7 protein-coding genes are annotated in these 15,413 nt (G+C 48.1%); 5 read left to right on the top strand and 2 right to left on the bottom strand.

Going from position 1 to position 15,413, the window contains the following annotated elements; genetic code table 11:
• Positions 1 to 202 precede the first annotated feature (202 nt).
• Positions 203 to 3,067, bottom strand: a complete 2,865-nt coding sequence (locus PN498_RS07610) for a hypothetical protein (protein WP_272062121.1) — start codon at positions 3,065 to 3,067, stop codon at positions 203 to 205.
• Between the two features lie 154 nt (positions 3,068 to 3,221).
• Between PN498_RS07610 and PN498_RS07605 the strand changes: the two genes are divergently transcribed.
• The 5 genes from PN498_RS07605 (at position 3,222) to PN498_RS07580 (ending at position 10,328) form a co-directional block, all read left to right on the top strand.
• Complete coding sequence (locus tag PN498_RS07605) at positions 3,222 to 4,703, top strand: ATP-binding protein (protein WP_272062120.1); 1,482 nt, start codon at positions 3,222 to 3,224, stop codon at positions 4,701 to 4,703.
• Between the two features lie 406 nt (positions 4,704 to 5,109).
• Entirely contained in the window at positions 5,110 to 6,912 is a 1,803-nt protein-coding gene (locus tag PN498_RS07600; protein WP_272062119.1) for a tetratricopeptide repeat protein, read from the top strand.
• Between the two features lie 86 nt (positions 6,913 to 6,998).
• Entirely contained in the window at positions 6,999 to 7,568 is a 570-nt protein-coding gene (locus tag PN498_RS28475; RefSeq protein ID WP_334312231.1) for a Uma2 family endonuclease, read from the top strand.
• Between the two features lie 489 nt (positions 7,569 to 8,057).
• Complete coding sequence (locus PN498_RS07585) at positions 8,058 to 9,416, top strand: hypothetical protein (protein ID WP_272062117.1); 1,359 nt, start codon at positions 8,058 to 8,060, stop codon at positions 9,414 to 9,416.
• Between the two features lie 3 nt (positions 9,417 to 9,419).
• Entirely contained in the window at positions 9,420 to 10,328 is a 909-nt protein-coding gene (locus tag PN498_RS07580) for a mechanosensitive ion channel family protein (RefSeq protein ID WP_272062116.1), read from the top strand.
• 63 nt (positions 10,329 to 10,391) lie between these two features.
• Here the strand turns inward: PN498_RS07580 and PN498_RS07575 are convergent, their stop codons facing one another.
• The gene (locus PN498_RS07575) at positions 10,392 to 15,173 is read right to left on the bottom strand and encodes a beta strand repeat-containing protein (RefSeq protein ID WP_272062115.1); all 4,782 of its coding nucleotides are present in this window, start codon (positions 15,171 to 15,173) and stop codon (positions 10,392 to 10,394) included.
• Between the last annotated feature and the right edge of the window lie 240 nt (positions 15,174 to 15,413).

The following is a 15,413-nucleotide window of genomic DNA, read 5'->3' as shown; positions in this document are numbered from 1 at the left end:
CACCCCTCAAGAATACATGATTCCGATAGGCTGGCAGAGCTGAAAGCTGCGCACAGCCCCAGTGAGGACGATATGGTTAGGGGTTCATCGGGCGATCGCCAGAAGATATAGCCCTGTGCAGCTTGGTCAAGTACATCTCAGTATCTTAAGGGAGCAGGGCATAGGGAATAGGGTGTGCTTGATGCAAGTGCATGCCGCTATATCAATTCAGTCTGATGAAAATTTCAGTGAAGCCGATCGCAGCGACAATTCCAGCTCCCGCTGCTGTTATCGCTGAGGTGAGCGCGATCGCAAATAGCCACCATGCCGCCGCCGCCAGTGCTTTACGGGCATCGTTAAGTTGTTGCAGGGCAGCTTGCTTAAGGGCCGTCTGACGCTGTTGAATATCCTGCTCTACCGCGATTAGGCGATCGTAGATCCAGGTTTGAATCCCCTCTGCCTGAGCTAGCAGGAGTTCCGGCACGCCCTGAGCTTTGAGCAGCTGATGCATAGCGTCCTGACTCATCTGAGCGATCGCAGAGGCGAAACCCTCCGATTCCAGAACTTTGAGCGGTTTCACTAAGGCAGCAAAGGAGCCGGACGAGTCTTTCAGGAGCGATCGCACGTCTGCTTTCAGCCGTCTCGGATCAAACGACAGCTGTTCGGAATCTTGTAGAAGGACTTTCACCGTTTCAAACCACGATTCGAGGGACGCTTGTGCCTGCTGACGTGCCCTGTTTGCCTGATGTAGCAGTTCCTCAAGGAAAGCTTCTACCACGGGCCAAATAGCTTCAACCTGCTCAACAGCTAAGTCTTTACGCTGTGAAAGTACTTGTTTAAGAGCATTCCAGTCAATTTGGCTGACGTCCTGAATTATGTCTGCTGACAAAGAGTGCACGGAATCGAGTCCTGGGTTGGATAGCTGCCATAACCACGCCAAATTGCGGCGAACGGCTTCCGGTTCAAGCTGGTCAGGGCTACTGTGAGCGAAGTACTCCGTCACGCTATCCCAAAAACCCCGAGCTGCAGCCGTCCGTCGCAGTGCCCATCGCTTGGGTGGTTTGAGAAAGTCTATGAGGGCTACACGGACCTGGTAAATAGCCTGTTCAATTTGGGTGTCTGAGGCATTCAATTGAGATTGTGCCTTTTGGTGTAAGGCGGCCCAGTCAATTTGATTGAGCGATCGCCGCAAGTCAGTTGGCTCACTCACAACATGCTCCAATGGCTCCATGAGCTTGGGCAGCAAATCTTGAACATTGATCGGGTTGGCAATGAGCTGAGAGATGCCAAGCAAGAGCGCACCTTCAATTGCGATCGCGACTTCGGAGCTGATGGACTCACTGGTATCCGTTGATTGCTGCCATGCTGCCTGTACCTGCTGGAGGATCTGCTCTCGATGATCTGATTCCAAGCCCTGACGACTGTCAAGAACCTCGACCAGGGGAGCGAGTGGAAGCTGAGGTTTAACCTGGTGCAGATCCTTCGCGGCAACAGGAGAGTCTTCGACTAGGGTCTGGACTTTTTGATGCAGGCTCTCAGAAGAAATTTGGCTGAGGCTGGTGTAGTGCAGATAATCTTCTAACTTTTGCTGAATCTCCGCGATCGCGTCAGCCTGTTCCTGAGTGGGTTCCAGAATGGCTTCACCCTCAGCATCACTTGCCGTTGAGGAATGTGCTGAAGTCAGAGTAGCGATCGCCGACTGTCGCAACTCTTCTAATTCAGTCGCCAACGCCTCAACACGATGGGTTGTAAGATCACCTCGTCGCTGCAAACTCTCGATCAAGTCATCTCGCTTCAACGCCTGAACCTGAGCCAAAACTTGATCGGTAGCAGCTTCTGGATCAATAAGAACGTCCTGGAACTCCTGCTGTAAGACTTCAGCATTTAACTGCCAGGGGGCTAACTGTTGTAGGTATTCGCTCACATCGTCTCGCACCACTCGTTCACTGCTGCCGAACGAAGTGACCTCAGGCAACCAGTCTTGCAGCAGTGGACTAATTTGCTGCCAAACGGTTTCAACATCCAGGTCACTTAAATCAATGCGCTGTCGCAAAGTTGCCCCTATCTGACGAGCGATCGCGCTTTCATCGAATGTCTGCTCCAGTAGGGATGAAGGCGTCTCTTCGGTTGACGCTGAGCTTTCAGTTTTGTCTTCTTTATCTTCTGAAGGATTCGCAATTTCTTGCTGAACACTCTTCAGCAGCTCACCTATGTTTGTTGAAGTTAGTTCGGTCAATGGAGCACTAGACAAGAGATCCTGTAGCTGTTGCAAGGGACGAGGACGACCTTCTGTGAACTGCTGCCAAATTTGCTTGAATAGGTCTGCGATCGCATCTGCAATGTCCCCTGTAAAGCCCAGCTCGTCTCTAATCCGCTGTACTAATACCCCCGGATCAAGCTGCGACAGAAATCCCTGCCGCTCAGGCTTAGCTAAATCAGAGTCCTGCAACGTCTTTTCCAGCTGAGACTGTAGCGTCTCCCATTGAAACTGTGGTGGCATTTGCTCGTCGATGTACTCTTCAATCAGACCGGGAATATCAATCTGATCTAGGGTTGACTGCATTTCCTGCTGGACTAGCCCAGTCACTGCGGCAGGAGTCAGTGCGTCAGTGTTGCGATCGCCCACCACCGTCTGCATCACCGAACCCAGCACGTCAAAAATCTGCCGCAATCCCGTCACCGCCGAGCTGAGAATAAATGCCACCAGCGAATTAGTGGCGCGGGTACTAATCCACGTCATTGTCAATAGATAGGCCGACCAGATCGCTAACCCCAGCATCGCTCCAGAAAAAGCCGTAGCCGGCGCACAAAATTTGACCGCTCCATAGCAGGCTACGAACAGCACACCATTAACCGTCAACAACAGTCCAAACCCTGCTGCAAAGCCAAGCGTGCCGAGGCTGATGGATAAAGCATCGTCCTCCTCACTGCCCTCTGCGTCCTCCTCATTGGGCTGAGACTGCCCGCCCCAAATGGTGATGCCAACCGCTAGCCCCAAATTCGTCAACAACAGTTGGCAAGTCAACGCAATCAGCAGTCCCAGAATCAGTGCAGCAACAACTTGAGAGGCAGGATTAACCCCTATCATCGCGGAACCCCCAAACCGAGCAGTACCCACACGATAATTGGTTTTGTTAGTTGCTGTGCCTTGCTACAGCAGGAATTAGAAGTCAGAAGCTAGAATAAGCACCGCATAGCCATAGAAACCGCATGGCCGTAGGATTAGAAGCGATCGCCCCAGTATGAGACTGCCGATCTGTGGCCTGAAACATCAAGTTGCCTCACAGAGGATTGCTCAATGCTATAGTTGCCGCAACCCTCATATCACGGCAGACGCAGAGCGATCGCCTGACATTCCGTTCACCCCTTTCTCTATGGTTGCTTTACCGGAAGGACGTGCCAAAACGCTAAAGGAAGCTTTTCAACTCTGTGACGTCGGACCGCTGAAAGACGAAGCGTTGCAGCGTTACTACGTTGATTTGTCTGCGGTTCGCAGCAGCGATGCCATCAGCAGTGTCAGCACCCGATTGGAGTTTGCAGCGCCCGGCCAATTCCGTAGCGTATTGTTTACCGGACACCGAGGCTCAGGTAAAAGTACAGAACTCCGTCGTTTACAAAAGCGTTGGCAAACCACCTATCGAGTGATCTATCTGGAAACCGATAGCGAAACCGACATCAGCGACGTGGACTACACTGACCTATATCTAGTCATCATCAAACAGGTCTCCGATGACTTAGCCAAACTGGGACTCACCTTCGATGAGCGGCTGCTGACCAATTTCCAAAAGTGGTTTTTGGAGATTACAGAAGAGACGGAAGAGTCTGTTGAAAAGTCTGTGAGCTTAACCGCCAGCGCTGAAGTAGGCGTTGAGATCCCCTTTCTGTCTAAGCTGCTGACTAAGCTTCTCGCACAGCTCAAGGGATCGAACGTTCAGAAGAAACGGATTCGAGAAACCTTGCAGCAGGATATTGGTCGTCTGAAAAGCGACATGAATCTGCTGCTAGAAGATGCCTTTGTGAGGGTGCAGCAGCACGGCTATGAAAAAGGCTATCTGGTGATTTTTGACAGCTTGGATTTGGTGCCGCCGATTGTGGGCGATCGCCTCTACTTCGACTACGCCACACAGCTTCAAGAGCTGAAATGTACAGTGATTTATACGGTACCGATTTCGGTAGTGTACTCAGACAAAAATCTGAACAATACTTTTGGTTCTCCTAACGTGGTGCCGATGGTGAACATTTACCAGTTCGATGCCGCTGGTCAGCAAGATCCCAAGTATGAGCTAAACGCGCTCAAGCGGTTGGCCCAACTAATCACCCAGCGCATCGAGCACAAAACTGTGTTTTCAGATGATGACTTAATTATTCAACTCGTGGCAGCGAGTGGTGGGCATGTGCGTCAACTGATGCAGATGACGGCAATGGCCTGCCTAACAGCGGCAACGCGGGGTCATCAAAAGATTGAGGCGGACGATGTGCAATATGCTATCCAGCAAGAGCAAATCAATTTCGAGCGCATCATCCCCTCCCATCACTATTCCCTACTGGCTGAGATCTGCAAAACGAAACGGATCGATCAAAATAAAGATGGGCAGAAAATGCTTTTTAATACGTCAGTCCTTGAATATGAAGGCGGCGGCAAGCGCTGGAACTACGTGAATCCAGTTGTAAAGAACAGCATTCCTTTCAAAGAAGCGGCAGCTCACAACAACGATGACACCTGACTCTGCGGCATCCCCATCTACCCAAGCGTTTTTGCAGGCAAATGACGATGCCTTTCGTCAATTGGTGACATTTGTAGACTTCGCCGCAGAAAAATTCACCTTAGGATTCGTCTCCGCCAACTTCCCCGAAGACCGCGCTGCCATCGTCAAAGCCCTCCAGAAGCATCCCGACTGTCAGGATATTCAGTTTGTTAAGCTCAAGTTCGACGATCCCAATCTCCGGTTTCTGCGGGATGAACTCGTCAAAGAATTATCAAAGATTGAGCGTGACCCTAATAAAAAACTCGTGCTGCTCCTGACCGGACTGGAAGCCTCCATCGGCATGGTCGGCGACTACCCGCTCGTCCTACAAGACCTGAACTGGGTCCGCAACAGCTTCACGGAAAGCGTCCCCCACCCCATTCTGATGTTTCTGCCGGACGAGTCCTTGAACCGCGTCGCCAAATTCGCCCCTGATTTTTGGGCCTGGCGCATGGTGGTGATTCGGTTTAAGAGTTTATCGGAGAGTGTTAAGTCACAGTTAGAAAAAGTCACCAAAAAGAATGCCTTTTATCAACAAGACGAGCGAGATATTATTCCGCGTCTGCTGATGGAATATGACTTTGGCGTTTTGACAGAAGATAAAGACGCTCAAGACCTTAAGTCTAGTTTGAAATCACAGCTAGGTTTTAGTTTCTATAAAAGCGATAATCTTGACATCGCCAAAAGCATGTTAACTGAGGCAATTGAGGAAGATTCATCACTAACATCGATTTCTAAAGCCAATATTTATTTCTGTTTAGGCCGTATTGAACTACGGCAAGATCACGACGACCATGCTCTTAACCTATTCAACCGCTCAATCGCTGAATTTGAAGGCTTTGAAGAAGGACAGTTTAGATCCTATCTAAAATCATTTTTCAAGAAAGCAATTGCTTTTTGGAGTACATCCTATCGGCTTACAAAACGCTATAGAAAACCATTAGCTAACCTCACTCGTAGAACTAGGCTTGACCTGGGACAATACAGATTAGCCAACAGCCATATTGTGAAACGCTTCGGTAAAACGATAGCTGTATTTCTGGATGCAGTTGAATTTGATCGTAATTACACACGCGCGCTCGCTAATCGCGGTGCTGCCTACGGAGCAATGAAGCGCTATTCAGAAGCATTGGCAGATCTAGATAAGGCTATTGAAATTAAGCCTGACTATACCTGGGCGTTCGCTGGTCGAGGCATTACGTATCGATTGATGAAGAACTATTCAGAAGCACTGGATGATTTTGACCGGGCTATTCAGATCGATCCTGAATACAAATGGGCGATCACTCAGCGGGGCTTTACATATCAACTGATGGAGCGCTATTCAGAAGCACTGACTGATTTTGACCGGGCTATTCAGATCGATCCTGAATACAAATGGGCGATCGCTCAGCGGGGCTTTACATATCAACTGATGGAGCGCTATTCAGAAGCACTGGCTGATTTTGACCACGCTATTGAGCTTGCCCCTGAATACGATTGGGCGATCGCTCAGCGGGGCTTCACGTATCGATTGATAGAACGTTATTCGGAAGCACTGGCTGATTTTGACTGGGCTATTCAGCTTGATCCTGAAGACAAATGGGTAATTAGTAAACGAGGACAGACATATCGGTTGATAGAACGTTATTCGGAAGCACTGGCTGATTTTGACCGGGCCGTTGAGCTTGATCCTGAATACGAATGGGCGATTGCTCAGCGTAGCTTTACTTACCTACTGATGCACAGATTCGAAAAAGCATTGGAGGAATGTCATCGTGCCATAGAGCTTGGTCTCAACAACGATCTCATTTATTGTGTACAAGCTATTGTTTACCTAGCTCTGCAAAAATCTGATGAGGCTGAAGCCGCAATTGCTAAAGTAATAGCACTAGCAGAAGAAGATTATGAAAAGGATTCAGAAGACACAGACAATATCTTTGGTCTAGCCATTTTTCACCTCATCAATAAAGATTTAGAGCAATCCCAAAACTTTTATCAAGAAGCTATTTCAAAGGATCCTTCCTCTCTGAAAATTCGTGAAGCTATTTATGACTTAAAAATGCTGTTAAAGGTTTTGCCTGGATATCCAGGGGCTGAAGAGATGCAAAGCTATTTGAATGGGGTGCTTGATCAGCATCGAGATACTCATCTTGAGGCTTCTCATTCTTCGACAGATACCGCTGACTCGCAAGGACCGTTGTCATGACGCAGCACTATTCTTTGCACAGGGTAGTCTGTAAGCTAAATACCGTCTATACCTTTGCTATTAACTAACTGAAACTATCCGTCACAATGACTCAAGCCATTGCTCCCCCGCTTAGCTTTCTTGAATTTCTGGAGACAACGCCAGAGGATGGCAACCGCTATGAATTAGTCAACGGTGAGCGAGTTCAACTGATGGCAACCCGAGCCCATGATGACGTCGCTGATTTTATCTACGATGCGTTTCGTGATGAGGTGAAGCGCGATCGCCTCAACTATAAGATCTCGCGTTTTGCCTCAGTCAAAACCCGACGAGATGACGGTCTTATTCAGGGGCGTACTCCCGACGTGAGTGTGATTGACAGAGCCGTTTGGATGTCTGAACCGAAGGCTTATGCCGCCTTAGAAGACCCGATTCAATTAGCGGTAGAGGTCAGTTCGACTAACTGGCGAGATGACTATCTGTATAAGCTCGCCGAGTATGAAACCCTAGACATCCTGGAATATTGGATCGGCATTATCTGGCCTTGGGGGCAACTCGCTACATCGACTCTCCAAAAACACCTGCCATCTCGGTTTACACCCTTGAGAATGGCGAATATCGGCTTCAGCAATTTCGAGGCCGCGATCGTATCTTTTCCCCAACTTTTCCTCAGCTAACGCTAACCGCTAAGGCTATCTTTCAAGCTTCCGGACTAGCTGACTGAGCTTGATCAGATCATCCAATCGCTCTGTCAGGCGATCACTACGATTAACCCACCAGATCCAAACGTGTGTGTCTAAAACGATCATTTCAAGACTTCCCAGTCTTCAGCAGAGACTACTGGCTCAAAAGGATCGTCATAGCGTAGTACTGTTCCTTGGAGAGGGTAGTCTATTTCTGTAACTTGGGGTAATTGAGATGTTTGCGATTGTTCCAGAATGATAATTTCCACTGTATCTCCAGCAACGCAAGTATGCACTGATGACGTTGAACCTCTTTCGTACGCAATTCTCTCCAACTGTATAAGAGCCAACGAAAATACTGCGATAAATTGATATTGGGCCGTAGTAGCTTATCTGCAATTTCAGACTGTGACTTTAAGCATCCTTGAATTGCAATATCTTCAGTCTCACCCTTAACAGCTTTAGAAAAGAGAAGCGGTATTGATGGCAAACTTGGTTGAGCAGTTAAGGAATTGGCTCCTGAAAAAGCGGCCTTTTCGGATGAAGCGACTGGCGAAGGACCCGGTGAAACCGTCCAAAGTTAATGAAACTCTTACGGAGCTACCGCCTGAAATCGAACAAAAGCTCAAGACCTTAGTCCACGAGTTGCCGAGTCATCCAGACAGCAAAAGTGCGGTTTTAGAGGCTCTTTCTGACGCGATCGCCCATTGGCAAGAACACCCTAGCGCTACAAACAACTCCTTGATCGTTATTGCCAGTCCTGTCTCTGCGGTAGCCCGCATTCTCACCGAGAGTCTGACAGACTGGGCTGATGAGAACAAATTAACTCTGGTCCCGCTGAATTGGGTTGAGCGTCCGGTAGATTCACAAGAAATAAAATCAAAGCTGCGAGAGAAGCTAGCGGTTGATGATGCAGAACCGAGTACCAGCGTTGCCGTTATTCCTAACTTGAGTTGGTGCTTTTTGCGAACGGCTGAGGGACTAGACGGCATTGATTATCTGCGAGATGAGTTGCTAGGCGATCGCCGTCGATTTTGGATCATTGGCAGTGGGCAGGTAGGTTTTCGATACCTCAATTCCGTCTTAAAACTACAGGCTCACTGTGGCGAAGTCATTACGCTGCCCAAGCTATCAGGTCAGCAGATGCAGGACTGGCTGATGCCGGTTATTGAAACCCTGAATATTCAACTCGACGAGGACTCAATTCGAGAGCGACTTCAAGAATTGAAAGAGGCTTCCTCAGAGTCACCAACAAAAACAACAGTGGCGCTGATTGATGGAACAGTAGTGTTTTTGAGGTCTCTATTCCGCAGTGTGAAGCAAGATACGCTATCGCTCAACCCAGAAACCGCAAAGGACGACGGTTCGGATTCTTCCTGGCAAGAGTATTTTCGTCGCTTGGCAAGATTGTCCGATGGCGTTGGCACCATCGCGCTACAGCTATTTGTCAAATCAATCTACTACGATAAAGAACGTAAAGCCGACAAGACCACCGAACCCTCTAACGCTGCTCATAAACCTGAGGCAAACGATAGCGATCAAGAAGTGGCGCTTAGGCATAATGTTGTCTGTAAGCTGCCCAGACTTCCCGCTTTACCTGAAATAGAACAGAATGAACTCTACATCCTCTATTCTCTGCTAGTGCATGGAGATCTCACGCTGTCAGCACTCGCTGACAGCTTGGGAGAAGAGACGCCGTGGGTCAATAATTCCGTTCAGATTTTACGCAGCAGTGGTCTGATTGAGCAGCGCGACCACATCCTCAAGGTCAATCCACTGCACTACCCGCAACTGAAGCGGAAACTGGCAAGCAACAATTTTGTTATCAACATTCAGGACTAGCGGATGACCTTTATGTTCTTCACTTTGATAGCCCAAGCTGCAAAAGACACTGCTGAAGATGCCGCCGATGCCGCAGGCGAGGCTGCCAGTGAGGTGGCTAGCGATACGGCCAATCAAACCCGAGAAATTCTTACTGAGATTACCCGAACTAAACTCATTCAGGCGTTGTTCATCGTTATCATCGCCTACCTCACCATCAAAGCTGTGGATTGGCTGGTTAATTGGCTTTCAGAACGAGTTGCCAAGGAAAATCGACTGCAAGTGATGCAGTTTCAACCCTTTGCTCGGACTTTTGTCATTACCCTTACGGTTATCACACTGATGAACTTATTCCTGAGACTGTCTCAGGAGAATGTGTTAGCGGTGACGGGAACAATAGCTGTCGCGCTGGGATTTGCCTTCAAGGACTATGCTAGCTCGGTGATTGCAGGCATTATTGGCCTGTTTGAAACGCCCTATCGAGTAGGCGATCGCATCGAAATTGCTGATGAATATGGTGAGGTAGTGAGCTATGGCCTTCGGGGTATCCGGCTTCGCACACCAGAAGACAATATCGTCACCGTTCCCCACAATCATATTTGGACAAACTCAGTCTCCAACGCCAATATGGGTGAATTGGAAGCTCAGGTTGTCACGGAGTTTTATCTCAGTCATGAGGTCGATGCGGAATTAGTCAAACGAATTCTGTATCGCATTGCTCACACCAGCAAATACACCCACTTGGGTCTACCGATCATCGTCGTTATGGAAGACCAAAGCTGGGGCAGCCTGTTCAAACTAAAGTGCTATCCCCTCGACGCCCGCGACGAGTTTATCTACAAAACTGACTTGACCGTGCGAGCGAAGAAGATATTTGCCAAGCATAACTTGGCCTATCCCAAGTGGTCTAACTTAGCCGTAAATTCGGAGTGAGGGCGATCGCGTCTTGATTGAAAGGCTGCTTGACCACGCAATAACTCGACCTCGTAATTCTGCTTACACAAGTGCTCGACCTTCTGCTCGGCCAAAACGGAAGTAATGCTCAAAGCCGCTAGATAAGTTGTTATTGTCAACAGCCGATGCAACGTCCGGATACATGCGGAGATAAGCGCCTTCATCAAATAGTGAACTTGGGTTGCGACCTTCATGCTGCCCAAAGCTGACATAGTGCTCAAAACCAGACTCAAAATCCTTGGCATTGACCGCATCAGCGACTTCTGGATTTTGCTCTAAATAAAAAGCCTCCTCATACAGCAGGCTAGCAAACCTGTCATTATCCGATCCATGTTCCAAATAATAGTCGAAGCCACTGGTTGAAACACCATCTTCAATGGCTGCTTGTGCATCAGAATGGTTTGATAAATAATCTTGAGGATCAAACTGTTCACTAGCAATTCGATTCTCAACATGCCCAATTTGGACGAAATGCGTTAATCCGCTACTCAAAACTCCGTTTTTAACAGCTGATTTGACGTCAAGGTTATTCTCCAAATAGAACACTTCATTGTAGAAGCTACTGGGGTTACGCCCTTCAGCTAAACCAAATTTCAAAAAGTGTTCAAATCCGTAGGTGAATAAACCTTGATTGACGCCCCTAGCAACATCTGGATTCTGAGCAAGGTAGTAGGTCTCATCAAAAAAGTCCGCCATCTTGAGACCACCTAGTTCAAGATTGAGTGGCAGTAAAGGGCGGCCCTCAGAAGCCCCAAACAGGCTGTAGTGCTGAAATCCATTCGGCAAGTCACCGCTGTCAACAGCCGTTTTAACATCGGAATTTGCTAGCAGATAAAGCTCTTCATCCAAGGTAGGAACAACGCCTTCGTCTAAAGCTTGAAACTGTACATATTGTCTGAAGGTGAAAACAGGCGATCGCGGCGTCTGTTTAGCAACAGTGTAGGTCTCATTAATGAGCGGTTCGCTATCTGTGAGCACGTTGCCTTCAAGGTCAGCAATATCTTGTGTAGAGGCCAAATCGAGGCCAACCATTCCTGTAAGAGCAGCAAGATCGCCTCCAGAGACCATAACGTCATATTCTGAGTCACTCATTTGAGTAACGTCCATAACAGTCGCAGTCGTCCCGATCGCGGTGAAGTCCTCAGCACCAACGTTTTGAACTGCTTTGCTGAAAGCTGCCCGGAAAACCAGCGTATCGGCATCGGTTGCTGCATCAATAGGAAAGTGACGGGTGATGCTTTCCAGAGCAGGAGCGACATCGTTATCAACAATAGTGATATGACTCGTCCCTTCAGAACCAATCGTGTATGCTGAGCTGTCAGAGATTGAAACGGTTATGGTTTCATCATCTTCGCCTCGATCATCATCTGTGAGCCTGAAAACGATGTCAGTCTGTTCCTGCCCGTCTGGAATAATCGCTTTGAGCTGACGATCTTCGACAATCCCTCCAAAGACGCGGTAATCGTTGAAGTTTGCAGTCCCCCCCAAATCAATGACAACCTCCACGTCGCCGGAACTGCCATTGCTACGATAGACCGATAAAGTTATAGCACCCCCCTCAAGAAAGCTGTTTTGTGGAAGTTTCAGGGTCGGAGAGCCAAAAACAATTCGACTGACTCCTCTTCTGTCCGAACCGACAATGAAATCGGCAATACCATCACTATTAATGTCTCCAGCGTTGCTAACAAAACTATTCGCACTCGAAAAGTAGCCACTGCTCTGGTTACCAGTAATAACCAACCCGTTATCGCCATTTAGCGCAGAAAGAGCAACATGGGAGGCGAAGGTTTCTGCACCAAATACGATGTAGCTTTCCTCTAATGCGCCAATAATGAGATCATCCAAACCATCGCCATTGACGTCCCCAACACCACTCACAGAACTGCCAGACTGATCAGATCTACTGACACCACTGATGGCAAAGCCGTTTTGACCATTTAACAAAGAGAGATCGAGGGCACTATCAAAGCCTTCATCGGAACCGAAGACTACATAGCTCTCTCCACTATCACTTTCACCATTAGGATCTGCTCCTCTTGCACCAATAATGACGTCATCTAGACCGTCACCGTTAATATCACCTGCGCCGCTTACAGAAAATCCCAAAGAATTAGATTTATCAGTCCCAAAGATTGCAAAGCCATTAGTACCGTCTAAAGTGGCAAGATCTAGAGAATCGTCAAATCCTTTATGAGAACCGAAGATTACATAGCTTCTACTGTTAAAACCAGATTCGCTGATAATGACGTCGTCTATTCCATCGCCGTTAACATCACCGGCGTTGCTAACAGAGGTTCCTAAATTCCTTCCCCGAATGCCATAGATGGTGAAACCATTACGACTATCCAAATTTGAAAGGTCGAAAGACGCATCGAAGCCCTTATCAGAGCCAAATACGACATAGCTTTCACCGTATGTACCGGGTCCACCAATAATGATGTCATCTATTCCATCGTTGTTGAAATCGCCTGCACTACTGACAGAAGTACCGATACGGTCAAATCCCCTGGGCTTTTCAAGGACAAAACCATTGCTCCCATCGAGGTCAGCTAGATTGAAACTAGTCCCAAACCCCTGAGCTGCCCCAAACACGACATAGCTTGCACCAGTAGAGACGTCGGTATGAGAAGGAGTATTAACGAAAGGCGCGCCAATAATAATGTCGTCGAAACCATCTCCATTAACATCGCCCGCTCCGCTGACTGACTGACCAGCTCTGTCGCGAATATTGATACCGTTAATGACAAAGCCATTACTCCCATTTATTTCAGAGGGGTTAAGAGTAGAATCAAAGCCTTTGTCTGAGCCAAAAATCACATGGCTTGTTCCTGCAGTTGATTGAGAACCATAGCCAGGGGCACCAATCACGACATCATCGATACCATCGCCGTTAATATCGCCCGCATCGCTCACGGAAAAGCCAAAGCGGCCAGGAGCGCGTACCGTGAAGCCGTCCAGTTGGAATAGGTCTCGGCTTTTAGCGTCTTGCGGGATGCTCAGGATGATGTTGACTTCAGAGAGGTCGTTGTCTGCGATCGCAATGGTGGAAGTATCGCTCTCAGGCGCATTTACGTATGTAAAACTGCGCGTCAGTTCAATTTCGAGAAATTCTGTAGACTCAACGCGAGAGTCATCGATTGCCGCAATTAAGACATCTACACTAGTCTGACCATCTGGAATAATTACCGTCAATGTGTTGTCACTGACAACACCGTCACTGAAGCGATAGTCAGCAGCATCAGCACTGCCGCTGAGATCAAGACCAACACTGAGATCTCCAGCAATGTCTTCTAGTCTTCGAGAAACGGTAAGGCGAGCAACTCCTCCGCTTTCACCCACTGTCGTAGCGTTGCTGACGAGGGAAACAAGCGAGGGTTTTCGGCCAAAAACAATATAGCTTTCACCTGCTTCAGAGCGCCTATCAGGATCTGCAAAGGGTGCTGTTATGAGGAAATCGTCAAAACCATCGTTGTTGAAGTCACCTGCATTGTTGACAGCCCATCCTGCGAAGTCAAATTGATCGACACCTCTGATAGTTAAGCCGTCACTGCCATCTATATCAAATAGATCAAGAACGCCTGTTTCACCGATAGAGGTTCCTCCGTAGATGATATAGCCGCCGCCGGTTCCACCAAGTCTATCGGCACCAATGATAATGTCAGAAATATCATCACCATTGATATCCCCAGCGCTTCGGGCAGTTCCACCCGCGCTGAATCCCCCTCCATCGGCAACGAAACCATTACTCCCGTCTAAATTTCTGACGTCAAAGCTTCCAGCATTGCCAACTGAAGCACTGCCAAACAAAATGTATGTTTTGCCTGCGTCCCTTTCACCAATCAGAACATCTTGAAAACCATCAGCGTTAATGTCGCTTGCCCCACTGACGGATCTCGCAAAGCTCCGACGAGAACGGCTAAAACCATAGACCGTAAAACCATTGATACCATTTAGGTCAGCTAAATCAAGGCTCTCTGAAAAGCCTTGATCCGAGCCAAATACGACATAGGCCCTTCCACTTCCATGAGAACCGACGATCAGATCATCAAGGCCATCACCATTGATATCGCCCAAACCACTGGCATCAAATCCTGAGCGCTCGCCTGATCTAACACTATTAAGAACAAACCCGTTATCACCGTTTAAGGACGTTAGGTCGAAGTTACCGTTCTTGCCAAGTGAGCCATCGCCAAATATCACATAGCTCTGACCCGCTTCGGAATTTGCACCATAGGCACCAACTATAAAATCATCAATACCGTCGCCATTAATATCGCCTGCTCCAGCAACAGCGCGGCGCCCCAGGCGATCTCCTTGAGCGATACCGTTGATGATGAAACCGTTTATTCCATTCAGGTCAGATAGAGCAAAATTTCCACCTGTTCCCAAGGTAGAACTACCGAACACGACATAGGTCTGCCCCGCTTGAATCAGACCATTCGGATCAGCGGTATAGGCACCAACGATCAGGTCGTCAATCCCATCGTTGTTAACGTCACCGACACTGCTAACAGCCCGACCGGAGCGATCGCCACTATTGATACCACTCAAAACGAAGCCGTTTTCGCCATTCAGATCAGCAAGCTCAAAACGCTTAGAAAAAGGCTGATCGGTGCCAAATATGACATAACTTTCACCGGCATCGCTCAGACCATTCGGATCAGCACCATAGCTACCAATAATGACATCATCAAAACCATCATCATTGACATCTCCAGCATCACTGATAATGGCTCCTGAATAGTCATACGGGTCAATACCGCTGATGACAAAGCCGTTAATGCCGTTCAGGTCAGACAGGTTAAGTACAGAGCCGGGCACCATAAGTGATGACCTCTACATTGAATCTTTAGAAACGGGCAAACCAACAAAACAATACAAACGCACACCTAAATATGTATAATTTAGCACTCACAAGATGTCCTTATCACCGTGTTTACAAGCATTTCATGAATTGGCCCCTGTACTATCCGTAAATAAGCTGCCCCCTCTCTGTACTCCGGATCGAAACAATCATCGGATGAGCTTCTAAGCCATTGATGAAATGTCTACGTTCACGACAAC

The sequence above is a fragment of the Oscillatoria sp. CS-180 genome, assembly GCF_028330965.1.
Lineage (GTDB): Bacteria > Cyanobacteriota > Cyanobacteriia > Phormidesmidales > Phormidesmidaceae > Halomicronema.
Note: the sequence above shows the minus strand (reverse complement) of the source record. Positions and strands in the feature narration are given on the sequence as shown.